This is a genomic window from Antarctobacter albus, from assembly GCF_900101505.1.
Classification (GTDB): Bacteria; Pseudomonadota; Alphaproteobacteria; order Rhodobacterales; family Rhodobacteraceae; genus Antarctobacter; species Antarctobacter albus.
On sequence record NZ_FMZI01000001.1, the window covers coordinates 613,261 to 636,955 of the forward strand.

Below are 23,695 nucleotides of genomic sequence, written 5' to 3' on the forward strand. Positions count from 1 at the left end.
GGCGGATCAGAAGGGCAGGACCGTCAGGTTCATGTACATCCCCCACAGCGCGGTGACAAAGATCGACACCATCCCGATGAGCTGCGTCAGCATCCGGTGGATGCGCAGACGCCGCCACAGCGCCTCTCCCTCGCCCTCGCCTTCACGGATCAGGCGGGCCGACCGCACGCTGAGCAGCCCCACCAGCGTCATCGGAAAGGCCAGCAGAAAGACGGCCTGCGCGAACTCGATCCAGTAGCCCGGGTAGAACCCGAGGATCGCCACGCCCGACAGGAAGGCCGATCCGATCGCCACCACCCAGAGGCCGGATTCCTCGGCGATGAACAGCAGGCGGTTGGTGTTGATGCGCACCAGGTCCTCGAGATCCTGCGCCGCCTGCCCGCCGTTGCGGCGGGCGCGGGCGACCATGTCATAGGGCACGCCCATGACCCAGTGGCTGGTCGAGGACCAGAGCACGGCAAGGACGATCCAGAACCACAGGTTCGAAAAGCTGCGAAGGTCGATCAGCTCGAATACGGTATCGTACCAGTCCATGTGCCCTGTCCTTGCCTGTGACCCGCCTCATAGCGCGGGCCAATCCAAATGCCCAGAGGGGGCTGGACAAGCCCGCGCGCTCGGGTGCATCCCTTGGCCGACCAATGACGGAGCGCCCGATGCAGCCGACCTTTGCCCCCTTCCCCGCCACCCGCCTGCGCCGCCTGCGCCGCACCCCCGCGATCCGCGCATTGGTTCAGGAAACCACGCTCAGCCCGGCGGATTTCATCTGGCCGGTCTTCGTCCGCGACGGCGAGGGCGTGGTGGAGCCGATCCATTCGATGCCCGGCGTCAACCGCCTGTCGGTGGACAAGGTGGCAGAGGCCGCGGTCGAGGCGCAGGCGCTGGGGATCCCGGCGATCTGCCTCTTTCCCTACACCGATCCCGCGCTCAAGACAGAGGATTGCGCCGAGGCCTGGAACCCGGAAAACCTCAGCAACCGCGCCACCCGTGCGATCAAGGCGGCGGCGCCCGACATCGCGGTGATGACCGACGTCGCGCTGGACCCCTACAACATCAACGGCCATGACGGTTTTGTCGAAGATGGCGAGATCGTCAACGACCGCACCGTCGAGGCGCTGGTGAAACAGGCCCTCAGCCAGGCGGACGCCGGCGCCGACATCATCGGTCCCTCCGACATGATGGACGGGCGCATCGGCGCCCTGCGCAGCGCGCTGGAGGGCGCGGGCCACCAGAACGTGCTGCTGCTGAGCTATGCCGCGAAATACGCCTCGGCCTTCTACGGGCCGTTCCGCGACGCGGTCGGCGCCTCGGGCGCGCTGAAGGGCGACAAGAAGACCTACCAACAGGACCCGGGCAATTCCGACGAGGCCATGCGCCTGATCGCCCGCGACCTGGCCGAGGGCGCGGACATGATCATGGTGAAACCGGGGATGCCCTACCTGGACATCTGCCGCCGCGCGCACGAGATGTTCGGCGCGCCCACCTTTGCCTACCAGGTCTCCGGCGAATACGCGATGATCGCGGGCGCAGGCGAACGCGGCTGGGTCGATGGCGAAAAGGCCATGATGGAAAGCCTGATGAGCTTCAAGCGCGCGGGCTGCGACGGGGTACTGACCTATTTCGCGCCCGAGGCGGCCCGCCTGCTGAACGGGTGATCCCTTCCCCTGTCGGCAAGAGGCTTCCGTGCGGTCTCTTGCCGAAAGGCCACAACATGTCGTGACAACCCTTGCCCCCCTGCCTATATTGCGCCGCAACCGGCGAGACAGCCGGACTTGAGGCTATTCTAGGAACAGGCGGACCCATGACACTCAACAGACGTAATGTGACCTTCGGGCTTGGTGCCACGCTGGCACTGGGCGCATGCAACGGCGTCGGAAGCGGCGGCGATGCCCGCATCGACGCGCGCGTCGACCAGACCCTGGCGCGCCTTTACGGCGATTACCCGGCCACCCGCGACCTTGCGGCGAAATCCGTCGGCATGCTGGTCATGCCGGTGGTGACGGAGGCGGGTCTCGGGTTCGGCGGCGGCTATGGCCGCGGTGCCCTGCGGATCAACGGTGCCTCGGTGGACTACTACTCGGTCGCCAAGGCCTCGGGCGGGTTGCAGATCGGCGCGCAACAGTATTCGCACGTCCTGTTCTTCATGACCAACAGCGCGATGGAAACCTTCCGCCGCTCGCCCGGCTTCGCCGCGGGGGCGAACCTGGAATACGCGGTGCTGGAACGCGGAGAGACGCTGGCGGCGGAAACCACCACCTCGCTGGCCCCGGTGATCGCGGTGATCTTTGGCCAGGCCGGTCTGCGCGTCGGCGCGACCCTGGAAGGCGTGAAATACACCCGCATCATTCCCTGACACCCGGGCCCAGGGGCGGCCCGATCACGGACCGCCCGTTTCCCGATGTCTTTCCAAAAGCCTAACGCGTTGTACGTTTTGCCGGAATCGACGTACAAAACGTACGTTTTGTACAAAAATCACGGCCGCCGGCCTCCGCTCAATGATAGCGGAATTCACCCACCACGTTGCGCCATTCGCCCGGCGAGATCATCTTGCGATGGGTGAACCGGACCGAGTGCAACGGCCCCTCGATCTCGTCGTGCCAGAACTCGATGAACTCGAACAGCCGGGGATGATCCGGCGCCAGGTCGTAGTCCTGCCAGATAAAGGTGTTCAGGACATGGGCGTAATCGGGCATGTGATAAAAGAACTCGGCCGTGGTCAGGCCATACCCCTTGAGCATCAGCTCGGTTTCGGACTCCTGCATCGTTTTTACCTCGTTTGACAACTCGTAGGTAAATGCTGCCAAGCAAATCTTTACTTATCAATAAAAACAGTGTGTTAGCAGACGTTACCGCTGGCTGCCAAAATGCGCCCCCGGGCCGCCATTGCACCCTACAGATAGTCTCTGATATACACCCCTCAACAAGATATGGCAGATCAACTGACAGGCCCCTGACGTGAGCGATACGCCCGAACCCCCTGAAAATACAGACGAAAATCGTCCGGCGCCGCGCGGCCCCTCGATCTCGATCGAAAACGAGATGAAGTCGAGCTACCTCGACTACGCCATGTCGGTCATCGTCAGCCGCGCGATTCCGGATCTGCGCGACGGGTTAAAACCTGTGCACCGGCGCATCCTCTACGCCATGTACGAGGGCAATTACACGCCCGACAAGGCCTATCGGAAGTCCGCGAAATCCGTCGGCGAGGTGATGGGCAACTATCACCCGCACGGCGATTCCGCGATCTACGACGCGCTTGTGCGGATGGCGCAGGATTTCTCCATGTCGCTGCCGCTGATCGACGGCCAGGGCAACTTCGGCTCGATGGACGGCGACCCGCCCGCCGCCATGCGTTACACCGAAAGCCGCCTGGCGAAATCCGCGCTGGCCCTGCTGACGGATATCGACAAGGAAACCGTTGATTTCCAAGACAACTACGACGGCAAGGAACGTGAACCCACGGTCCTGCCCGCGCGCTATCCCAACGTGCTGGTCAACGGCGCCGAGGGCATCGCCGTCGGCATGGCAACCCGGATTCCGCCCCACAACCTGGGCGAGGTGATCGACGCGACGCTGGCGCTGATCGAAAACCCGGACATGTCGACCGAGGAACTGATCGAATACATCCCCGGCCCGGACTTCCCGACCGGGGGCGTGATCCTTGGCCGCTCGGGCGCGCGCAAGGCCTACCTGGAATGCCGCGGCAGCGTCATCATCCGCGCCAAGACCCGGATCGAGGAGATCCGCAAGGATCGCTATGCCATCGTCATCGACGAGATCCCCTACCAGGTGAACAAGGCCACGATGATCGAGCGCATCGCAGAGGCCGCGCGCGACAAGAAGATCGAGGGCATCGCCCACGTTCAGGACGAATCCGACCGCGACGGTGTGCGCGTGGTGGTCGAACTCAAACGCGACGCCACCGCCGAGGTGGTGCTGAACCAGCTGTTCCGCTTTACGCCGATGCAGGTCAGCTTTGGCTGCAACATGCTGGCGCTGAACGGCGGCAAGCCCGAGCAACTGACGCTGTACGGGTTTCTCAGCGCTTTCATCGACTTCCGCGAAGACGTGGTGGCGCGGCGCACCGCCTACCTGCTGCGCAAGGCCCGCGAACGGTCGCACATCCTCTGCGGTCTGGCCGTTGCCGTGTCGAACGTCGACGAGGTCGTCGCCACGATCCGCTCCAGCGCGGATGCCCCCGAGGCACGCCAGCGCCTGATGGAACGTCGTTGGCCGGCAGAAGAGATCCTGCCCTATATCGCGCTGATCGACGATCCGACCCACAAGGCCAACGAGGACGGCACGTACAACCTGTCCGAAACCCAGGCCCGGGCCATCCTGGAGCTGCGCCTGCAGCGCCTGACCCAGCTGGGCGTCAAGGAAGTCACCGACGAACTCGAAGACCTGGCCGCCAAGATCAAGGATTACCTCGACATCCTGTCCTCGCGCGAGCGCATCATGGGCATCATCAAGGACGAGATGACCGAGATCCGCAACGAATTCGCGGTGCCGCGCCGGACCGAGATCACCGAATGGGCCGGCGACCTCGAAGACGAGGACCTGATCGAACGCGAAGACATGGTCGTCACCGTGACCCAGTCCGGTTACATCAAGCGCACCGCCCTGGCCGATTTCCGCGCCCAGAAGCGCGGCGGCAAGGGCCTGTCCGGGATGTCGACCAAGGACGACGACGTTGTCACCACGCTCTTTGTCGCCAATACGCACACGCAGCTTCTGTTCTTCACCACCGATGGCATGGCCTACAAGCTCAAGACATGGCGCCTGCCGCTGGGCGGGCGGACCTCCAAGGGCAAGGCCATCGTCAACATCCTGCCGATCCCGTCGGGTGTCTCGATTGCGGCGATCATGCCCGTCGACCGGCCCGAGGCAGACTGGGACGACCTGCAGATCGTCTTTGCCACCAACAAGGGCAGCGTGCGCCGAAACAAGTTGTCGGATTTCACCAACGTCATGCGCAACGGCAAGATCGCGATGAAGTTCGAGGATGAGGACATGCGCCTGATCAACGCGCGCATCTGCTCCGAGGATGACGACGTCATGCTGGTGACGAACTCTGGCCGGGCGATCCGTTTCCCCGTGCCCGAGGTCCGCGTCTTCAACTCGCGCAATTCCACCGGCGTGCGCGGCGTCCGCCTCTCCAATGGCGACGAGGTCGTCTCGATGTCGGTGATCCGCCATTTCGATGCCACATCGGACGAACGTGCCTCCTACCTCAAGATGCGGCGCGCGATGGCCGGGCTGACCGACGAGGCCGAGCCCCCCGAAGAAGAGGAAGGCAATGCCGACAGCGCCATCACGCAGGAACGCTATGCGCAGATGTCGGCGGCGGAAAACCTGATCCTGACGATCACCGCCAAAGGCCTGGGCAAGCTGTCGTCGAGCCATGACTACCCGGTGCGCGGCCGGGGTGGCATGGGCGTCACCGCCTGGGAGAAATCGATGCGCGGCGGCGAAATCGTCGCCTCCTTCCCGGTCGAGCTTGACGACCAGATCATGCTTGCTACGTCGACCGGTCAGTCGATCCGCGTGCCGGTGGACGGCATTTCCTTCCGGTCGCGCAGCGCGGGCGGGGTCAGGGTCTTCAACACCGGCACGGGTGAAACCGTGGTTTCCGTGGCCTGGATCGCCGATCAGGGCGAGACGGACACCGAAACCGAGCAGGACTAAAACAGACTAGGGATTTCCGGCGCCATGCGCATCATTTCACTCCTGATTACGCTGGTGGCCTTTGGCGCGGGTGTATTCTTCATGTACGCACGTTACGAACGCTACCAGCAGAACCAGAGGATCGAGGCACAGAACGACCGCAAGAATGACGCCAACCGGGTCATTAAGCTGATCAACTCCTTTGACGGTCGGTCGCGCGATTGCACCGACTGGTTCGTTGGCCTGTCGACCGGGAGTTTCGATCTGCCGACAACCACGCCCAGAACCGCGCTGATGTTCAGCGAGTCCTGCGGCGAGAGCATGGTCAAACGTGCGGACGAAGCCAGCGACCTGGTCAACAGGCTGGCCTCGCAGGAAGAGTCGCAGCCGGGCCGCACGGAGTTCCTGACCGAGGCCCGCGCCCTGATCGAGGCCTATCGCAGCCAGTCCGACGATTTCTCGCAGGCCTACAGGATCCTGAGCACGGCGCCGGACCAGGACGCCCGGTCTGCCCTGCGCCCGCAGGTGGCCCAACTGGTCAACCGGGCGATCCCTGCGATCAACCGGGGTCTCGGCAATCTCGAATCCGCGCGCAAGGCGTTTATCTACCCCAACAGCTGATCCGCGTTCATTCCAAATGCAAAAGGGCGGGGCCGCAATCGCGGTCCCGCCCTTTTGCATTGCCGGTTTCAATCCGTGCCCGAGGCCGAGCCCACGGCAAGCACCGCCAGCACACCGCCCGCGATGATCGCCGGGGCCAGTGCAAAGGGGTCACCATCGGCGACCGCCGCACCATCGACTCGGCGGCAAAAGCGCAGGACCTGCCCTTCACGCTCTTCGGTGTCGGGGCGACAATTGTAGGTGACACCGTTGGCGCCCAGCACCTGCACCGTGTAGACAGGCACGCCGGACGGACCGATCACCCGGGCCTCGGTCGTGGCCTGGGCAAGGGCAGGCTGTGCTAGACCGGCGCAGAGGCCCGTGGCCAAGAGAATCTGTTTCATGATCGTTACTCCACTGACTGGTTCAACGATCCCTGTCGTGCCAAAGCGCCGCCGGGGCCGAAACGGGAAAAACGCGCGGCGTGGATCAGGACGCGCGGGCCTGGGAAGACACCCGCGCGCGCCCTTATCAAAGTCCGTAGATGGCGCTGAACTTCTCTTCGAGATAGTCGAGCAGCGGCGCCTCTGAGGGGGCCGCGCCACTGGCCTTCTCGATCACCTCGCGCGGGGTGTAGAGGCCGCCATGCTGCTGAAGGTTGTCTCGCAACCAGTCCGTGGCGCCCGAGGTATCGCCCTGTGCCAATTGCCCGTCCAGCCCGGGCACGGCATCGCGCAGCGCCTTGTAAAGGCAGCCTGCATAGACATTGCCCAGCGAATAGGTCGGGAAATAGCCGAACAGACCGGCGGACCAGTGCACGTCCTGCAGAACCCCGTCCGAGGGCTTGTCCACCGCGAACCCGAAATCGGCCAGGAAACGGTCATTCCAAGCGGTTTCCAGGTCATCGACCTGCAGGTCGCCGGAAATCAGCGCCCGTTCCAGGTCAAAGCGCAACAGGACGTGCAGGTTGTATTGCAGCTCGTCCGCCTCGGTCCGGATATAGCCGTTGCGCACCTTGTTGACCGCGGCATAGAACCCGTCTTCGTCGGCGATGCCGATATCCCCGAAGGTGTCCCGCATCTGGCCATAGAGCCAGCCGGTGAAGGCGCGCGAGCGGCCCAGCTGGTTCTCGTAGATCCGGCTCTGGCTTTCATGCACCCCCATCGAGACCCCTGCCCCCAGCGGCGTCAGGCGGTAGGTCGGGTCGATGTTCTGTTCATAGCTGCCGTGGCCGACCTCGTGGATCGTCGAGTAGAAACAGTTGAACGGTTCCAGCGGCATGGTGCGCGTGGTGATGCGCACATCGTCACCCGAGCCGGAGCTGAACGGGTGCACCGCCTTGTCCACCCTGCCCCGCCGCATGTCATAGCCAAAGGTCTTGGCCAGCAGGCGGGCCAGTTTCATCTGCCCGGCCTCGTCAAAGGCACCGGACAGGCCCTGTGGTGCCGGTTTCGCCAGCACGGCCTCGCGCAGCGCGACCAGCCGGGGCCGCAGGGCGCCGAACATCGCCTCAAGGTCGGCGGCCTTGGCACCGGGTTCATAGTCATCCAGCAGCGCGTCATAGACATCGCCACCCGCGGCCAGCGCAGCGCCTTCCTCTTGCCTCAGTGCGATGACCTCTTTCAGCGCCGGGGCAAAAGCCGCAAAATCGTCATCCGCCCGCGCCTCGGCCCAGATCACGTGGCTGCGGCTGACCATGCGGGCAATTTCCGAGGCAAGCCGTTCGGGCACACGCACGCTGCGGTCATGGCTGCGCCGGATGTGGCGCAGCTGCGCGCGGGCGACCGGATCGAGGTTTTCCTCAGCGATCGCCGCCAGCCAGTCCCCGATGCGCGGGTCTGTGCGACGCTGGTGCAGGATCGCCTCCATCGCGGCGCGTTCATCGCTGCGCTGGTCTGCCGCCCCGCGCGGCATCATGGTTTCCTGATCCCAGCTCAACCGTCCCGCGACCTGCGCCAGCGCCTCGGTGTCGCGCTGGAAGGCCATCAAATCGTCGTATGCACTCATTCAGCTCGTGCCTCTTATGCTTTGTGGTGCGGGATAGCGCGCGGCAAACCGCGCCCGCAATATCAGTGCCAATAGTGCGACCGCCCCCAGCTGATGCACGATGGCAATATGCCAGGGCGCGGCATACACAACCGTGACGATACCCAGCACAACCTGCACGAACAAGACGGCAAAAACAGCGTTGAAACGGAAGCGCGTATCCCGGTTGGCGGACCGCCGCGCGCGCAGCCAGACCACGACACCGAAGGCAAACAGCAGATAGCCCGTGACACGGTGCATGAACTGCACCAGCCCGGCATTCTCGAAGAAGTTCCGCCAGAGCGGCTCGAAGTCGAAGGCGTTCGAGGGGAACACCTCGCCGCCCATCAGCGGCCAGTCGTTATAACTGCGGCCCGCGTCGATCCCGGCCACCAGCGCGCCCAGCAGGATCTGCAGAAAGGCGAAATGCATCAGCCCCGTTGCCATCGAGAACAGCTTTGGCTCGGCGCTGCGCCGGGCCTGCATCAGGGCGCGTTCCTCGTAGGTCAGATGATAGACGTACCAGGCGATCAGCCCGAGGATGACAAAGGCAAGCCCCAGGTGCGTTGCCAGGCGATAGGAGGCCACGTCCAGCATTTCGCCGCCCAGGCCCGAAGACACCATCCACCAGCCGATGGCCCCCTGCAGTCCACCCAGGGCCCCCAGGCCCAGCAACCGCCCTGTCCAGCCCGGTGGGATTGCCTTGGCCAGAAGAAATCCGAAAAAGCCCAGGGCCCAGACAAGGCCGATCACCCGGCCAAGTTGGCGATGACCCCATTCCCACCAATAGATCGTCTTGAACTCGGACAGCGACATGCCCTTGTTCTGCAGCTGGTACTCGGGGATCTGCCTGTATTTCTCGAACTCGGCATCCCACTCGGCCGCGTTCAACGGCGGCAGCGCCCCTGTGATCGGTTTCCACTCGGTGATCGACAGGCCGGAATCCGTCAAACGTGTCAGCCCACCGACCGCGATCATCACCACCACCAACAGGAAAAGCAGCATCAGCCAGAGGCGCACCGCACCGCGCGCCCCGCGTTTCCCCGCGTCGATCATGCCGCCTGCCGGGGCCGCCGGTTTCTGCGTGCCCTCGCTCACTTCCTCGAACAGCTTGCGTTTCTCTGCCATCCCAGCCTCCGCATTTTGACCGGACAGTAGAGCGCCCGACCGGGGCCTTCAAGCGGCCCCCCTGCGGCATGTCGCGGGGTCCGGAATACCTCCGTCAGGAATGCCTGACTTATGAAATGCAGGGGCAAACCGTAAATTATGGGCACAGGTTAACGAAGACGACCACCAAGACACCAGACCCCGCCAGACCATCGACCCGAAGGACCAGACCCATGAAAAAGCTCATTCTTTCCGCCATCATCGCCGCAACTGCAATGACCGCCTCGGCCGCCTCGGCCACCCAGGCATGGATCGGCAACAACCACCTGAACGCCCGTTCCGGCCCCGGTGTCCAGTATCACAAGCTGGGCGTGTTCAAGCCCTGCACCCCGGTGCATGTGGTGAAGTTCACCCGCGATTACTATGGCAACCCGACCTGGTACAAAGTCTACTTCAACCACAACTACTACTGGGTGAAGGCCGACTACGTGCAGGGCCACGCCTGCCACTGGACCCCGAAAAAGCAGCACTGGGGCCACAAGAAGCAGCACTGGGGCCACAAGAACCACTACTACAACTACTGATCCCTTCCTCCCGGGCGCCGGTTTCTCCTCCCTGGCCGGCGCCACCTCCCCTCGCGGACCGATCCTAACGGATCGGTCCGTTTTTTCTTGTTCCGATCGCTGCGCACTCTCCGGGTCCCTGGAAACCGGTTTCTGCTGCACCACAGGGTCGGGAATACCTCCGTCAGGAATGCCTGACTTATGCCCGCACCGCGAAAGTCATAGGTTGGTGTCACGGAACAAGACGACCACGAAGACCAGCAAACACGACAGATCAAAGACTTAGTTCAAAGGACCAGACCGATGAAAAAGCTCATTCTCTCCGCCATCGTCGCCGCAACCGCCATGACCGCCTCGGCCGCTTCGGCCACCCAGGCCTGGGTCGGCAAGACCCCCCTGAACGCGCGTTCGGGTCCCAGCACGCATTACCAGGTGCTTGGCGTCTTCAATCCTTGCACCCCGGTCCACATCGTCGCCTACAAGCACGGCTGGGCCAAGGTGAAGTTCCAGCACAACTACTACTGGGTTTCGTCCAAGTACCTGAGCAACCATTCCTGCCACTGGCAGCCCAAGAAGAAGTCCTGGGGCCACAAGCAGAAGAACCACTACTACAACTACTGATCCCTTCCTCCCCTTGGCGCCGGTCTCCTCCTCCCGGACCGGCGCCCCTCCCCAGGACCGATCCCCTCGCGGATCGGTCCTTTTGGTTTACGGGGACAACGGGCGTCCGGACCAGGCCGGCAAGGCGGTCAGGAATGCCTGACTTATGGCCCGGGCGGGCAAGGTTTATCTTGGGTCCACAGGTTAACGAATATCCGATCACCGGCTCATGCCATAAGAATATAGACCCCAAAGGACCTATCCCATGAAGACCTTCCTCATCTCCGCTGCCGTCGCCGCCGCAACGCTCGCCGCCTCCGCCGCTTCGGCCGGGCAGGCCTGGGTCGGCCAGAACCACCTGAACTACCGCACCGGACCGGGCCAGAACTACCCGGTCGTGGGCACCTTCAGCCCCTGCACCGCGCTTGACACCTATGACACGCAATACGGCTGGGTGCAGATCCAGTACCAGGGCCAGTACTACTGGGTGCATGGCGACTACATCCTGAACTACGCCTGCACCTACACCCCGCCGAAAAACACCTATACCGCGCCGAAGAATACCTACACGCCGCCCAAGAAGAAGGGCTACTCGGGTGGCTATTCCGGCGGTTACTCGGGCGGCGGCAACTACTGACCGCGGCCCATCCCGGCGCCGGTTGTCCTCCCTGGCCGGCCCGGCCTTCTGGCGGACTGATCCCCCACGGATCAGTCCGCTTTCTTGTTTCTCCAGCGCACCACCTGGCGCATCATTCCGTGCAGCATCTGCACCTCGGCCCGGGTCAGCGGCAGGCGTGACCACATGTTGCGCAGGTTGACCTTCATGCTCTCGGCCTTGTGCGCCGGAAAGAAGAACCCCGCCTCTTCCATCCGGTCCTCGTAGTGGCGCGCCAGGTGGTCGACCTCGTGCTGCAGGGCCAGTTCCGTTCCGGCCAGGGACTCTGCGACTTCGGGCATCTCCGCGCTCGCCCGGCGCCATTCGTAGGCACAGAGCAGGACGCATTGCGCAAGGTTCAGCGAGGCAAACTCGGGGTTCACCGGCACCGAGATGATGCCGTTGCAGGGAGCGATGTCCTCGTTTTCCAGCCCCGCGCGTTCCGGGCCGAATATCACCGCCACTTTCTCGCCGCCCGCGATTCGGCGCGCGCATTCGGCCATCGCCGCCTCGGGGGTCCAGATCGTCTTGGTCAGGTCACGGGGCCGGGCCGTGGTGGCCAGCACGAAGGAACAATCCCCGATCGCCCCCGGCACATTCTCTGACAGCTGCGCCTCGTCCAGCAGGCGCCCGGCGCCGCTCGACATGGCCACCGCCTTGGAATTGGGCCAGCCGTCGCGCGGATCGACGATCCGCATCCGGTCCAGGCCGAAATTCCACATTGCCCGCGCCGCCGCGCCGATGTTCTCGCCCATCTGGGGCCGCACCAGCACGAATGCCGGTTGGGGGGTGCCTGTCGCCATGTCGCTCTCTCCGTCGGATCGGCGGAGGGGTAATGCCCCTCCGCGCCGGGGGCAAGCCTTGGCGAGAGGTGAAAAACCCGGGTGCAATGGCTGCAAAGCCGCGTTATGAGGACCTTCGGTTCAGGAGAGCACCATGACGACCCAAGATCCCGATGCCCCGCAGATCTACCTGGTCACGCCGCCAGAGTTCGATCTGGGCACATTTCCCGACCGGCTGACCCGCGTGCTGGGCGAGGTCGAGACCGCCTGCCTGCGCCTGAGCCTGGCCACCCGCGACGAGGACCGGTTGATGCGCGCCGCGGATGCCGTGCGCGAGGTCGCGCACCGGGTCGACGTGGCTTTGGTGATCGACACCCATGTCATGCTGGCCGACCGGCTTGGCCTCGACGGCGTCCACCTTGTCGACGGGGCCCGGTCGGTGCGCACGGCGCGCAAGACCCTCGGCCCGGATGCCATCGTCGGCGCCTGGTGCCACCAGTCGCGCCATGACGGCATGACCGCCGGCGAACACGGCGCCGATTACGTCGCCTTCGGCCCGGTCTCGGGCGCATTGGGCGATGGCGAAGTGGCCGAGCACGAGCTCTTCGCATGGTGGACCGAGATGATCGAGGTCCCCGTCGTTGCCGAAGGCGGCTTGACGCCCGAACTTGTCCGCAGTCTTGCCCCGGTCACGGATTTCTTTGCCATCGGCGAGGAAATCTGGCGCGAGGAAGATCCGCTGGCCGCCCTGCAGTCCCTGCGCGACGCCATGCGCGGCTGACACCTCCCGATTGACGCCCTCAGGATCTGTGTCCAGGAGAGTCCGGGAACCCTGACCGCCATCCGCAGAACGACGGCCCAGATCGAGGGGTGGCGGGCGGGCGATGGTCCCTGAAAGGGACCGAGTCCCGAACGTCCCCCGACACCGTGTTACTCTCTGCCAAGCAACTCCGGCGCTACAGGCCCCAGTTCCGCCGTGTGCCCCTCGCGGACCCGGATCTCCAGCGCGTGCGCCAGGCTCTTGCGGTTGGCGAAGTCGTCCACTCGGACCGGCGGATGGTAGTTCAGCACCACGCGGCCCTGTCGCGGTGCCGCTAGAATGCGGAGCAGCGAGGCCCCGAAATCCATGTCGCCCCACCAGCCATAGAACCGGGGATGCGCCCCCTGCGGCGGATGATAAACCACGCTCACCGGCTGCACCTGCAAGCGGTGATGCAGGCGTTCCGAATAGAAGGCCGCGAACAGCGTCGTCTTGAAGGGCAGCACCCGCAGCCCGTCGGTCGAAGTGCCCTCTGGAAAGAACAGCAGCCGGTGCCCGTTCAGCAACCGGTCCTCGAATGCCTGCGTCTGCGCCTGCGCCTCTCGGCGGTCGCGATTGATGAACAGCGTGCCCGTCGCCCGCGCCAGCCAGCCGATCCCGGGCCATGCCGCCACCTCGGCCTTTGAGACGAAATAGATCGTCTTGCGGCTGTTCAGCACGAAAATATCAAGCCAGGACGTGTGGTTGGCCACGATGGCGCCCGGCCCCTTCATGCGCTGCCCACGCATCTCGACCGGCAATCCCATGATCAGCAGGACAGTGCGACAGACAAAACGGGTGATATGCGGCGTCACGGGTCGCCCGGTCCCGCACAGCGGCCTTTCGACCAGCCGCACCAGCAAGAGCAGTGCCAGGCACCCGAAGATCACCAGCGCCATGAGCGGCGCGCGCCAGGCGATGCGCAGCCAGCCACGGGTGTCGATCAGGGGCCAGTCCGGCTCCTCGGCGCCGTTCCAGGTCTGGCTCATGGCCGCCTCACGTGGCGCGTTCCTGGGTGTAGAGCGCGCGCTGGCGATCTGTCATCCGCGCGGTGTCCATCACCAGGCAGACATCCACGGTGTTGAAGGATTGATCGACAAAGGCGCCCTCGCCCACACATCCCCCCAGCCGCAGGTAGGCCTTGATCAGCGCCGGCACCTGCAACATGGCGCGGCGGCGGTCGATCTGGTCCTCTGCCAGCAGGTTCATCGACTGGAACGCACGGGCCCTCGGGCGCAGCTCGGGCGGCGCCAGGTGACGGTGATGCAAGAGAGAGAGCGGCTCGGCCAGCTTGTCCACCTCCGTCCCGTGGAAACTGGCAACACCAAAGAGAACCTCGATCCCGTGGTCGAGGACGTAACTCGCCAATCCCTGCCAGAGGTGGAACATGGCGGCCCCGCCCCGGTAATCGCGATGCAGGCAAGAGCGGCCCAACTCCAGCAGGCGGCGGCCGCTGGTCCTGAGGGCGGTCAGATCGTATTCGTCCTCGGAATAGAATTGTCCGGCCACGGCGGCCTGATCATCACGCAACAGGCGATAGACACCAACCACGGCACCGCCCTTGCTGTCATCGCAGACCAGGAGATGATCGAAGAAGGGGTCGAACCGGTCGCGTTCCAGCCGCGCCTCGTGGTCGACCAGCGCTCCGTCGCCGCCCAGTTCCGTCACGAAGACATCGTAGCGCAGGCGCTGTGCCGCGGCGATATCCTCGGCATCTTTCGCCAGCCGGACCGAGAAGGCCTCTGTCACTGTCATCTCTCCCAAGCGCTGCGGTCGGACCTGCCGGTCGGTCATAGGCAAGCGGGCCAGCAAGTGCAACGCTTGCGGTCACGACCTAACCTTGGTTAACCATTCATCAACCTGTGGCCGACTAGGTTAACCATCATGAACGGGGAGCAGCGAGACCCGGGCACTGTCCAGCACGACCTTGCCCTGTTCCCGAAAGTTGACGGTGATCCGGCCCCCGATGTTGGACTGCACCTGCCCTGTGCCCCAGTCGGGCTGTTCGGGATGCCTCACCAGCATTCCAGGTTCGAGTAACGAGTTGAGTTCTTTCATTCCTGTATCCTCCAGATCGGAGATTGCCATGTCCCAGTCCCACGCCCACCTCGCAGCCCTGGTCGGTTCGCGACTGTGCCACGATCTTATCAGTCCCATCGGCGCCATCCAGAACGGGCTGGAGCTGATCGCCCTTGCGGGGCCAACCGACCTGAGTCCGGAAATGGCGCTGATCCAGGACAGTTGCGAAAGCGCGGCGGCGCGCATCCGCTTCTTTCGTGTCGCCTTTGGCCAGGCCGGTGAACAACAGATGATGGGCCGAAGAGAGATCGCGTCCACCCTGGCGGCCCTGGGCAAGGGCGGCAAGCTGCAGGTGGATTGGACCCCGCAGGAGGACCTGCCCCGGATCCAGGTGCAACTGGCCTTCCTCGCCTATCTCTGCTGCGAAAGCGCGCTGCCGCATGGGGGTACGCTGCGTGTCGATCGCGACGCGGCGGGCTGGACCTTGCAGGCCACCGGACCGCGCATCGCCGCGGACCCCCGACACTGGGATCACCTGAATGGCAATGCGCCTTCCGACTGGCCGGGCGCCGACCGTGTGCATTTCGTGCTCTTGCCGATCCAGGCAGAGGCGGCGGGGCAGAAAATCTATGCCACCCCGGCCGACGACTCCATCACGATCAAGATCGCCTGACCAGTCGCGCAGGTGCGGGCCTCAGGCCCGCACCGTCCCGTCCCCGGTCACCAGGTACTTGAAGCTGGTCAGCTGCTCGGCCCCCACCGGGCCGCGCGCGTGCATCTTGCCGGTGGCAATGCCGATCTCCGCGCCCATACCGAACTCTCCGCCATCGGCGAACTGGGTCGAGGCATTGCGCATCAGGATCGCCGAATCGAGCCGTTCAAAGAAACGCGCCGCCGCCGCGTCGTCCTCGGTCAGGATGGCGTCGGTATGGTTCGACCCGTACTTGCGGATATGGGCGATGGCCTCGTCGATGTCCTCGACGACCCGTGCGGCGATGATGCTGTCGAGGTATTCCTGGCCCCAATCCTCGGCACTGGCTGGCACGGTGCCCGGGATGGTCTGCAATTCGGCGTCTGCACGCACTTCGACCCCAGCCTCCAGCAGGGCGCGGATCACGCCCTGGCCGATGGTCTCGGCCACGTCGCGGTGGATCAGCAGGCATTCGGCGGCGCCGCAGATGCCGGTACGCCGGGTTTTTGCATTGCGCACGACAGACAGCGCCTTGACCGGATCGGCCTCCTTGTCGATGTAGATGTGCACGATCCCCTCGAGGTGGGCAAAGACCGGCACCCGCGCCTCGCGCTGCACCAGCCCGACCAGCCCCTTGCCGCCGCGCGGCACGATCACGTCGATGGTATCGGTCATCTTCAACATCTCGCTGACAGCCGCACGGTCACGCGTCGGCACCAGCTGGATTGCGGCGTCCGGCAGACCCGCGGCGCGCAGCCCCTCGACCAGGCAGGCATGGATCGCGCCCGAGGAATGAAAGCTCTCGGACCCGCCGCGCAGGATCACCGCGTTGCCCGCCTTGAGGCAGAGCGCGCCGGCATCCGCCGTCACGTTGGGCCGCGATTCATAGATTACGCCGACGACGCCAAGCGGCGTGCGCACCCGCTGGATATGAAGGCCGGTGGGGCGGTCCCATTCCTCGATGACCTTGCCCACGGGATCGTCCTGCGCCGCGACGGACCGCAGGCTGTCACAGATCCCCTGGATGCGCGCCTCGTCCAGCATCAGCCGGTCCATCATGGCCTTGCTGAGACCTTTCTCGGCACCGAAATCGAGATCGCGGGCGTTGGCCTCGATCACCTGCGCGCGCGCCTCCCACAGCTTGTCCGCCGCGATCTCCAACGCCTTGCGCTTGGCCTCGGCTGGGGCAAAGGCCAGCTCCGCAGCGGCGGCACGCGCCTTTTCACCGATGTCCTGCATCAGGGCGGGAATGTTCTCGAGATCTTTCATGGGAAGAACCCTCTGGCCAGAAGTGTCTGCGTCTTTAGTAGTGAGATCGACGGCACGGGTCAAAGAAACCCGTCATACCGCCATGTCATCGCGGTGGATCAGCACGGCGCGGCCTGGATAGCCCAGGATGCCCTCGATGTCGCGGCTGTGGTGACCGGCGATGGCCCGTGCCTCGGAGGCCGTGTATCGGGTCAGCCCCTGCCCCAGGGTCAGGCCGTTCAGCGTCCGGATCGTCACCGGCTCGCCGCGTCCGAAATCGCCTTCGACCGCGCGCAACCCGGCGGGCAACAGCGACTTGCCAGAGGCCAGCGCCTGCGCCGCGCCCTCGTCGACGCGCAGCGTGCCCTGCGGTTTCATCGCCGCGATCCAGCGTTTGCGCGCCGCGTGCGGGTCGAGATGCGGGGTGAACAGGGTCGAGGGCGCGCCATCGGTCAGGCGTTGCAGCGGATGCAGTTCGGCGCCATGCATGATGATCATGGCACAGCCCGAGGCGGTCGCCGTCTTGGCCGCCATCACCTTGGTCTTCATGCCGCCCTTGGACAGGCCAGAGCCGGCGTCGCCCGCCATCGCCTCGATCTCGGGCGTGATTTCCGACACGGTTTCAAGCCGTTGTGCGTCCGGATCGCTGTTCGGATTGCCGGTATAAAGCCCGTCCACATCCGACAGCAGCACCAGCAGGTCGGCACCCACGGTCACGGCTACCTGTGCCGCCAGCCGGTCATTGTCGCCATAGCGGATCTCATCCGTGGCCACCGTGTCGTTTTCATTCACGATGGGCACGGCGCCGAACCCCAACAGGGTTTCCAGGGTCGCCCGCGAGTTCAGGTAGCGGCGGCGGTCGGCGCTATCTTCCAGCGTCACCAGCACCTGAGCCGTGGTCAGCCCGTGCGGCGCCAACGCCTCTTGCCAGGCGCGGGCCAGGTGGATCTGGCCCACGGCGGCAGCGGCCTGCGACTGTTCGAGGGGCAGAACCGTGGGCGGCAACTGCAGGATGCCCCGCCCCAGCGCAATCGACCCGGACGACACCAGCACCACGTCGGCACCGCGCGCCTTCAGGGCGGCGATGTCCTCGGCAATGGCATCCAGCCAGCTGCGGCGCAGATCGCCTGTGTTGCGATCCACCAGCAGGGCCGAGCCGATTTTTATGACAACCCGGCGCGCCTCGGTCAGGGCTGCCATGTCCCGTCCTCCTCGGGGTCCGCGGGCCGATCTGCCGCGCGGCGCGCCTCGACATGCGGACGCAGGGCACGCAGAACCTCGGTCACGCCCTCGCCAGAGGCCCCGGACATGAGCATAACGTTCTCGGCCCCCACCGCCTCGAGTTCCTCCTTGAGGAATTCGCGTTCCTCGGCATCCAGCGCGTCGATCTTGTTCAGGACGGTCACGCGGGGCTTATCGGACAGGCCAGCGCCATAGGCATCCAGCTCGTTGCAGATGGTCTGGTAATCCTCGATCAAGCTGCCCGATGTGCCATCGACCAGATGCAGCAGAACCGCGCTACGTTCGACATGGCCCAGAAAGATGTCGCCAAGGCCCCGGCCCTCGTGCGCACCCTCGATCAGGCCGGGAATATCGGCCACGACGAACTCCGTGTTGTCGACAGAGACGACGCCAAGGTTCGGGTGCAGCGTGGTAAACGGGTAATCCGCGATCTTTGGCCGGGCATTGGACGTTGCCGCCAGAAAGGTGCTTTTGCCGGCATTGGGCAGACCCAGCAGACCCACGTCCGCGATCAGTTTCAGCCGCAGCCAGAGGGTCCGTTCCACCCCGTCCTGGCCGGGGTTGGCATTGCGCGGTGCCTGGTTGGTGGCGGTCTTGAAGCGCAGGTTGCCCCAGCCGCCGTTCCCGCCCTTTGCCAGTTGCACCCGCTGACCCAGTTCGGTCAGATCGGCCACGACGGTTTCCTCGTCCTCTTCGAGGATCTCCGTGCCCACGGGCACCCGCAGCAGGATGTCGTCGCCATCGGCGCCAGTACGGTTCTGCCCCTTGCCGGCCTGGCCGTTCTGGGCAAACCAATGCTGTTGATAGCGGAAGTCGATGAGCGTGTTCAGCCCGTCGACCGCCTCGGCCCAGACAGAGCCGCCGCGGCCGCCGTCGCCTCCGTCCGGCCCGCCGTACTCGATGAATTTTTCGCGGCGGAAACTGACACAGCCGTTCCCGCCGGAACCGGAGCGGATGTAGACCTTGCAGAGATCGAGGAATTTCATGATTGGGGCTTTCGGCGTGAGACAGGCGGCGGTTTACCGGGGTTTCCCCCGGCGCTCAAGCGGGCCTTGCGCAACGCCTCAGGCCAGCTTGCAGATATATGTCCAGGTTGGGACCTTGGCCTGGCGGGCCACGGAATAGGCTTCGGCATCGCCGATGTATTCGAATCCGCAATTCACCAGCACCCGTGCCGAAGCGGCATTGTCCTGGAAAACGCTGGCGAACATCGTCGCATTTCCCATCGGGTTGGCTTCGACAAGGGCGCGAACGGCCTCCGATGCAAGGCCCGTGTTCCAGAAGGCAGGCGCCACCCAGTAGCCGACCTCGGACTGGTTGCGATCCATCCGCTCCAGCGCGATCACGCCCATGAGCTCGGAGCCGCCCACCTTGGTGGCATCCATCGCCCAGACGTCCTCTTGCCGGTCGGGCGCGGTGACACGGGTGACAAAGGCCTCTGCCGCGCCCGGCGGCAGCGGGTGCGGGATGGAGGTCGTCATCCGGGCGACGCGTTCGTCGCCGGTGTAAAGCTCCATCAGCCCGATATCGGACCGGCGCACGGGGCGCAGATCGAACCGGTCGGTCCTGACGACGGGCTGGTCGTGAGTTGCATCAAGGCCCATGTGCACTCTCCTCTCGTGCAGTGGACGGGATCGGCTCTGCCGGGTTGATGGCAGATCAATTTGTCATTGGCATGGCCGATCCGGGGACCCGTTGCCGGGCCTGGGGAACAGTCACCCGAAAACAGCGAAGGGGACCGGCGGTGCCGCCGATCCCCTGTCCGTTTCCGTGACACTGATCTCGGCGTTATTCCGCAGCTTCCGCCACCGGCAGGACCGAAATGAAGGTGCGGCCCTTGAGGCCCTTGCGGAAGGTCACGGCGCCTTCGGCGGTTGCAAAGATGGTGTGATCCTTGCCCATGCCCACGCCTTCGCCCGGCCAGAACTTGGTGCCGCGCTGACGCACGATGATGTTGCCCGGGATCGCGGCCTGACCGCCGTACAGCTTGACGCCAAGACGGCGTCCGGCAGAGTCGCGACCGTTGCGGGAGGAACCGCCTGCTTTTTTATGTGCCATTCGTTTCTCTCCTTAACTGACTCAGGCCAGGGTCTTGGCCTGTTCGACCCACTCGGGCTTGACCTTGGTGGCCTCGAAGGTTTCGGGGTCCACGGTCGCCAGCTGGGCGAAAGTGGTGATACCGGCCTCGGCCAGTTTCTTGGCGGCTGCGGGGCCCACACCAGTGATCTGGGTCAGGTCGTCGCCGGATTCAACCGCTGCGGGGGCTGCTGCTGCCTTGGGGGCTGCGGCCGGGGCCGCTGCCTTCGGGGCCGAACCGGCGCCCAGGGCCGCCTTGACGCCCGTGGCGTCCGCGCCTTCGGCGAGGATCTCGGTCACACGGACCAGCGTAAGCTGCTGGCGGTGGCCCTTGGTGCGCTGCGAGCTGTGCTTGCGGCGGCGCTTGACGAAGTGGATCAGCTTGTCACCCTTGACCTGGTCGATGACCTCGGCCTGCACGGCGGCGCCGGCCACGAAGGGCGCGCCGACGACGGTGGTGTCGCCACCCAGCATCAGGATGTCGTTGAACTGCACGGTTTCACCCGCGTCTGCGGCCAGCTTTTCCACCCGGAGCGTATCGCCCGACTGGACCTTGTACTGTTTGCCGCCGGTTTTCATCACCGCGAACATGGTGCGTCTTTCCTTTTCTGCCGCGTTCTGTGGCCCCGTCATCCGGAGTTTCCAGGGCCCTGCCCCGCCTCGAACTGCGCGTCCTTGCGGACGATCGTTGAACAAAAACAAAAGGCGGGGCCAAAAGCCCCGTCCTGTCGTGCGCGGCTTATGGTCCGCAAAGCCCGTGGTTGTCAAGGCATTGTTGCGTCGGCCGGCCTCAGAGATCCTGCTGCTGCATCTGCCGCGAGGCGGCCAGCCCCAGGGCATAGGAAATCTCGTCGTACATCGCGTTGAACCCGGCAAAGAGCGCGCGGTTCAGCGCCTTCCCCTGCGTGGTTTCGGACAGGGCGATGTAGGCTTCCAGCTCCTCGTCTTCCAGCGGTTCATAGGCGAGCAGAAGGTATGCAAACAGCCATTCGCGCGTGTCCTCGCGGGTCTCTTCCTCCTGGCTCCAGACATCGGCCAGGATATCGCCCTCGGCCAATTGCAAGCCGCCCCCGTCGACCAGTCCCGAGTAGAAGCGGAACGAGGCATTCAGCGCGCCGGTCACGTTGGTTTCAAGCAGGTCGTTGACATCGACGAAACGGCGCAACTGGTCCAGGCGCGGATCTTCGCTGCCCTTGATCTCGAGATAGGCCTGGCGCGCGGCCTCTTCGACCGCATCGTCGATCATGGCGCGCCGCGCTTCCAGTTCCAGCGTGATGATCTTCTGCCCCAGGTCGGACGAGAAGAAAGCGATCAGCGGCGCCGGGTCGCTGTCCTCGATGACCTCGGCAAAGCCCTGGCGGACAATCGTGCGCATCTTTTCCGCGTCATAGATCTGGTCCAGCAACTCCTGCCAGGCAGAATTGCTGCCGCCGGGGATCATCTCTTCGGCCAGCTCCGCACCATAGGCCATGCCCTCGACGCGCATGACCTCGATCATGGCATCGATCTGCAGCGACTCGGCCAGTTCGTCGATCGGCCCGGCCCGCAGCGGCAACGCCAGACAGAGGCAGGTGAGCCACGCCAGCAGCGCCGGGATCGTTCGCCGGGCCGTCATGGCATTCGAATTCGGGGCGGTTGTGGTCATTCTGTCCTCGCGCGGGTCTGAACCCTTTCAGTGGTAGAGCAGAGCCGCGTCCACAACAACTGTTGCGCGCGATGCGGGCGGGTTGACGCCGTCACGATCACGACATCCCCGTGCTCTTTCACCGGCATCGGAAAAACTTGTGATTTGGCTGTTGCGCCCCGCTGGGGAATTGTCTAAACGCCCCTCTACCCAGACCCCCGCGGAGAGGTGCCGGAGTGGTCGAACGGGGCGGTCTCGAAAACCGTTGTCCCTTCACGGGGACCCAGGGTTCGAATCCCTGTCTCTCCGCCATTACACCCACATAAGCACTTGAGAAGATTGCGATTTCGCAACCCTTCTCGCTTTCGTTCCCCCACAAATCCCCCCACGCTGTCGCATTCTCCATTTTGTGAATGCGGAAATTTGCCTCCCATGCGCCGGTCCCCAGACAAAGGCTATAGGGATTGGCCCTACCCCTCCCCATCAGCTTGACCGCCCCTTTCACCTGTGGCGTTGTAACGACTGTTTGCCTTGGAGTGATTGCCTATGAAGTTTGCCGCCTTCTGCGCCGTCGTCTTGCTACCGACACCAGTCCTTGCCGATGTACCCATTCAATCACTTTAGAGGCATGAAACCTCGGGGATGTATTCAATCATGATAGCGCACACAGAAAAGGGTCACGTCCTTCGATGCGCCTTGTACGTCGCAGAAGGTCGCCCGGTCGCTGTTCGGTCCTCTGTTTCCGACAAACTCGCCACGCAGGTTCTCATCCCCTACCGTGGCGACGATGTAGTTTCAGCCAGATGTGTTTGGGACTGAGCGCGCAACGCGAATGACCTCTCACGCCGCTGCTGCACCGCTGCGCGCTTCCGGCACCGCTGGCAGCAGTACCTTGCATCCTGACGCTTGTAGGCAGGCAGCGAAGCGCCGCACCACGAACAGCACCAGGTACCCCGCAGCAAGCGGCGTAGAATGCCCATGACACGTGCCTTGCGGTTGCTGTCGCTCCGGGACCACAAATAGCCCTCGTATGAAACTGACCATCCGTCAGGCGTCCTTTCAAAGCTGATGGAATGCGGATCTGGTGCGGCCATGGCGAGTGGGTTCCTGTACCTCAGAGACGGGTCAAACCGTTGACAGACAGCAGGTTCGGTCTGAGCCATCGACTCTTTGGAACCCCCGCACAAAAAATCGGCCACCCCGTCACAACGACAGTGACACTTGCGGCGCTCAGATCCGGAAACGTCCGGGAATTTGTGACGTGCGAAGCGTTTTCTGCATTTTCATGCGTCACAGAAACCCGGACATTTATACATCTAGCCATAGGCAGGTGTTTCACGGCGGCTTCTCTGCAAACCTGAAAAAACCTTAACAGCCATCCGACACGTTGACCTTCGTTGACAATCGGATCTGTCATTGCGCCCCCACCACTTTTAAGTTTGGCCCTTTGCCTGGCGCGCGCCACCGCATGAAAGACTTGGTTGCGGGCTTTCCGTCCAGAGTGGGCAATTCTTCCAAAGCCCATTTCGACGCCAGCCCGACACCGGACGGGCCTAGATGGTGCCTGACAGTACAACGGATGAAGCCGCGCGCCTCCAATTCATCGAAGTACGGGCCGACCGTGTTGCGGTGCACGTTCAACGCTTTGGCGGCTTCTCTGTGGCTCAGGAAAATCTCGCCATTGTTTCCGCCTAGGGTCAGGACTCGTTCTCTCTCAAAGCCAGAAGATTACGGTCGCAGCAAGTGCGATTGCTGAGAAGAAGGTTCGTGGGCAGCGGTCATAACGGGTCGCAACCCTCCTCCAGTCCTTGAGCCTGCCGAACATGATCTCGATCCGGTTGCGACGTTTGTATCTGCGCTTGTCGTACCGGACGTGCGTCTTCCGTTTCTTCCGGCCCGGGATGCAAGGATGTATCTTCTTGTCCTGCAAGGCTTCTCGAAACCAATCGGCATCATAGCCACGATCTCCGAGCAGCCACTTCACCTTGGGCAACCCGCTG

General features: G+C 64.1%; 26 protein-coding genes and 1 tRNA gene. 10 read left to right on the plus strand and 17 right to left on the minus strand.

Annotation, left to right across the window (positions count from 1 at the left end):
• Positions 1-6: 6 nt before the first annotated feature.
• Complete coding sequence (locus BLQ71_RS02975; RefSeq protein ID WP_043138639.1) at positions 7-534, minus strand: hypothetical protein; 528 nt, start codon at positions 532-534, stop codon at positions 7-9.
• A 119-nt stretch (positions 535-653) separates the two neighbouring features.
• Here BLQ71_RS02975 and hemB point away from each other — a divergent pair, with 119 nt between their 5' ends.
• Together hemB and BLQ71_RS02985 are read left to right on the plus strand one after the other, a co-directional pair.
• Positions 654-1,652 (plus strand): porphobilinogen synthase, encoded by a 999-nt coding sequence (gene hemB / locus BLQ71_RS02980; protein WP_043138637.1) that lies wholly within the window; start codon positions 654-656, stop codon positions 1,650-1,652.
• A gap of 146 nt (positions 1,653-1,798) precedes the next feature.
• Entirely contained in the window at positions 1,799-2,350 is a 552-nt protein-coding gene (locus tag BLQ71_RS02985; RefSeq protein ID WP_074620647.1) for a lipid-binding SYLF domain-containing protein, read from the plus strand.
• Between the two features lie 139 nt (positions 2,351-2,489).
• Here the strand turns inward: BLQ71_RS02985 and BLQ71_RS02990 are convergent, their stop codons facing one another.
• The gene (locus BLQ71_RS02990; protein WP_043138631.1) at positions 2,490-2,759 is read right to left on the minus strand and encodes an usg protein; all 270 of its coding nucleotides are present in this window, start codon (positions 2,757-2,759) and stop codon (positions 2,490-2,492) included.
• A 193-nt stretch (positions 2,760-2,952) separates the two neighbouring features.
• On the opposite strand from BLQ71_RS02990, the gene gyrA reads away from it, so the two are divergent.
• Together gyrA and BLQ71_RS03000 are read left to right on the plus strand one after the other, a co-directional pair.
• Positions 2,953-5,685, plus strand: a complete 2,733-nt coding sequence (gyrA, locus tag BLQ71_RS02995; protein WP_074620648.1) for a DNA gyrase subunit A — start codon at positions 2,953-2,955, stop codon at positions 5,683-5,685.
• Between the two features lie 24 nt (positions 5,686-5,709).
• A complete protein-coding gene (locus tag BLQ71_RS03000) occupies positions 5,710-6,285 on the plus strand; it encodes a hypothetical protein (RefSeq protein WP_043138625.1) in 576 nt (191 codons plus the stop codon).
• Positions 6,286-6,353: 68 nt separating this feature from the next.
• Here the strand turns inward: BLQ71_RS03000 and BLQ71_RS03005 are convergent, their stop codons facing one another.
• The 3 genes from BLQ71_RS03005 to ctaA form a co-directional block, all read right to left on the minus strand.
• A complete protein-coding gene (locus tag BLQ71_RS03005; RefSeq protein ID WP_074620649.1) occupies positions 6,354-6,668 on the minus strand; it encodes a hypothetical protein in 315 nt (104 codons plus the stop codon).
• 127 nt (positions 6,669-6,795) lie between these two features.
• The gene (locus BLQ71_RS03010) at positions 6,796-8,271 is read right to left on the minus strand and encodes a carboxypeptidase M32 (protein ID WP_043138623.1); all 1,476 of its coding nucleotides are present in this window, start codon (positions 8,269-8,271) and stop codon (positions 6,796-6,798) included.
• A complete protein-coding gene (ctaA, locus tag BLQ71_RS03015) occupies positions 8,272-9,417 on the minus strand; it encodes a heme A synthase (protein WP_069208911.1) in 1,146 nt (381 codons plus the stop codon).
• A gap of 212 nt (positions 9,418-9,629) precedes the next feature.
• Between ctaA and BLQ71_RS03020 the strand changes: the two genes are divergently transcribed.
• The 3 genes from BLQ71_RS03020 (at position 9,630) to BLQ71_RS03030 (ending at position 11,196) form a co-directional block, all read left to right on the plus strand.
• Positions 9,630-9,980, plus strand: a complete 351-nt coding sequence (locus BLQ71_RS03020; RefSeq protein ID WP_074620650.1) for an SH3 domain-containing protein — start codon at positions 9,630-9,632, stop codon at positions 9,978-9,980.
• Positions 9,981-10,262: 282 nt separating this feature from the next.
• Entirely contained in the window at positions 10,263-10,580 is a 318-nt protein-coding gene (locus BLQ71_RS03025; RefSeq protein ID WP_074620651.1) for an SH3 domain-containing protein, read from the plus strand.
• Positions 10,581-10,824: 244 nt separating this feature from the next.
• Complete coding sequence (locus BLQ71_RS03030) at positions 10,825-11,196, plus strand: SH3 domain-containing protein (protein WP_043138614.1); 372 nt, start codon at positions 10,825-10,827, stop codon at positions 11,194-11,196.
• A 71-nt stretch (positions 11,197-11,267) separates the two neighbouring features.
• Here BLQ71_RS03030 and BLQ71_RS03035 read toward each other — a convergent pair whose 3' ends face one another.
• A complete protein-coding gene (locus tag BLQ71_RS03035) occupies positions 11,268-12,017 on the minus strand; it encodes an RNA methyltransferase (RefSeq protein ID WP_074620652.1) in 750 nt (249 codons plus the stop codon).
• A 133-nt stretch (positions 12,018-12,150) separates the two neighbouring features.
• Between BLQ71_RS03035 and BLQ71_RS03040 the strand changes: the two genes are divergently transcribed.
• On the plus strand, positions 12,151-12,777 hold the full coding sequence (locus tag BLQ71_RS03040) for a thiamine phosphate synthase (protein WP_074620653.1): 627 nt from the start codon (positions 12,151-12,153) through the stop codon (positions 12,775-12,777).
• 149 nt (positions 12,778-12,926) lie between these two features.
• On the opposite strand, the gene olsA is transcribed toward BLQ71_RS03040, so the two are convergent.
• The 3 genes from olsA to BLQ71_RS03055 form a co-directional block, all read right to left on the minus strand.
• Positions 12,927-13,784, minus strand: a complete 858-nt coding sequence (olsA, locus tag BLQ71_RS03045) for a lyso-ornithine lipid O-acyltransferase (protein WP_074620654.1) — start codon at positions 13,782-13,784, stop codon at positions 12,927-12,929.
• A 7-nt stretch (positions 13,785-13,791) separates the two neighbouring features.
• Complete coding sequence (gene olsB / locus BLQ71_RS03050) at positions 13,792-14,550, minus strand: L-ornithine N(alpha)-acyltransferase (protein ID WP_074620685.1); 759 nt, start codon at positions 14,548-14,550, stop codon at positions 13,792-13,794.
• Between the two features lie 120 nt (positions 14,551-14,670).
• Positions 14,671-14,853 carry a DUF3553 domain-containing protein gene (locus BLQ71_RS03055; protein ID WP_043138605.1) on the minus strand — a complete coding sequence of 61 codons (183 nt, stop codon included), beginning with the start codon at positions 14,851-14,853 and terminating at the stop codon, positions 14,671-14,673.
• 28 nt (positions 14,854-14,881) lie between these two features.
• Here BLQ71_RS03055 and BLQ71_RS03060 point away from each other — a divergent pair, with 28 nt between their 5' ends.
• A complete protein-coding gene (locus BLQ71_RS03060; RefSeq protein ID WP_074620655.1) occupies positions 14,882-15,487 on the plus strand; it encodes a histidine phosphotransferase family protein in 606 nt (201 codons plus the stop codon).
• A gap of 21 nt (positions 15,488-15,508) precedes the next feature.
• Here the strand turns inward: BLQ71_RS03060 and BLQ71_RS03065 are convergent, their stop codons facing one another.
• The 7 genes from BLQ71_RS03065 to BLQ71_RS03095 all read right to left on the minus strand — a co-directional run bounded on the left by BLQ71_RS03065 (position 15,509) and on the right by BLQ71_RS03095 (position 21,716).
• A complete protein-coding gene (locus BLQ71_RS03065; RefSeq protein WP_074620656.1) occupies positions 15,509-16,774 on the minus strand; it encodes a glutamate-5-semialdehyde dehydrogenase in 1,266 nt (421 codons plus the stop codon).
• 72 nt (positions 16,775-16,846) lie between these two features.
• Positions 16,847-17,953 carry a glutamate 5-kinase gene (gene proB / locus BLQ71_RS03070; protein WP_069208917.1) on the minus strand — a complete coding sequence of 369 codons (1,107 nt, stop codon included), beginning with the start codon at positions 17,951-17,953 and terminating at the stop codon, positions 16,847-16,849.
• On the minus strand, positions 17,941-18,981 hold the full coding sequence (gene obgE, locus BLQ71_RS03075) for a GTPase ObgE (RefSeq protein ID WP_043138594.1): 1,041 nt from the start codon (positions 18,979-18,981) through the stop codon (positions 17,941-17,943). The genes proB and obgE overlap by 13 nt, the downstream gene beginning before the upstream one ends.
• A gap of 78 nt (positions 18,982-19,059) precedes the next feature.
• Positions 19,060-19,599 (minus strand): GNAT family N-acetyltransferase, encoded by a 540-nt coding sequence (locus tag BLQ71_RS03080; protein ID WP_069208919.1) that lies wholly within the window; start codon positions 19,597-19,599, stop codon positions 19,060-19,062.
• Positions 19,600-19,783: 184 nt separating this feature from the next.
• Positions 19,784-20,053 carry a 50S ribosomal protein L27 gene (gene rpmA, locus BLQ71_RS03085; protein WP_043138588.1) on the minus strand — a complete coding sequence of 90 codons (270 nt, stop codon included), beginning with the start codon at positions 20,051-20,053 and terminating at the stop codon, positions 19,784-19,786.
• A gap of 21 nt (positions 20,054-20,074) precedes the next feature.
• Positions 20,075-20,662, minus strand: coding sequence for a 50S ribosomal protein L21 (locus BLQ71_RS03090; protein WP_043138586.1), 588 nt, complete (start codon positions 20,660-20,662; stop codon positions 20,075-20,077).
• A 199-nt stretch (positions 20,663-20,861) separates the two neighbouring features.
• On the minus strand, positions 20,862-21,716 hold the full coding sequence (locus tag BLQ71_RS03095; RefSeq protein WP_229754899.1) for a DUF2059 domain-containing protein: 855 nt from the start codon (positions 21,714-21,716) through the stop codon (positions 20,862-20,864).
• Between the two features lie 201 nt (positions 21,717-21,917).
• On the opposite strand from BLQ71_RS03095, the gene BLQ71_RS03100 reads away from it, so the two are divergent.
• Positions 21,918-22,007 (plus strand) — tRNA-Ser (locus BLQ71_RS03100).
• A gap of 1,402 nt (positions 22,008-23,409) precedes the next feature.
• Here BLQ71_RS03100 and BLQ71_RS03105 read toward each other — a convergent pair.
• A partial coding sequence (locus tag BLQ71_RS03105) for an IS5/IS1182 family transposase (RefSeq protein WP_074620687.1) occupies positions 23,410-23,695 on the minus strand: 286 nt, incomplete at its 5' end.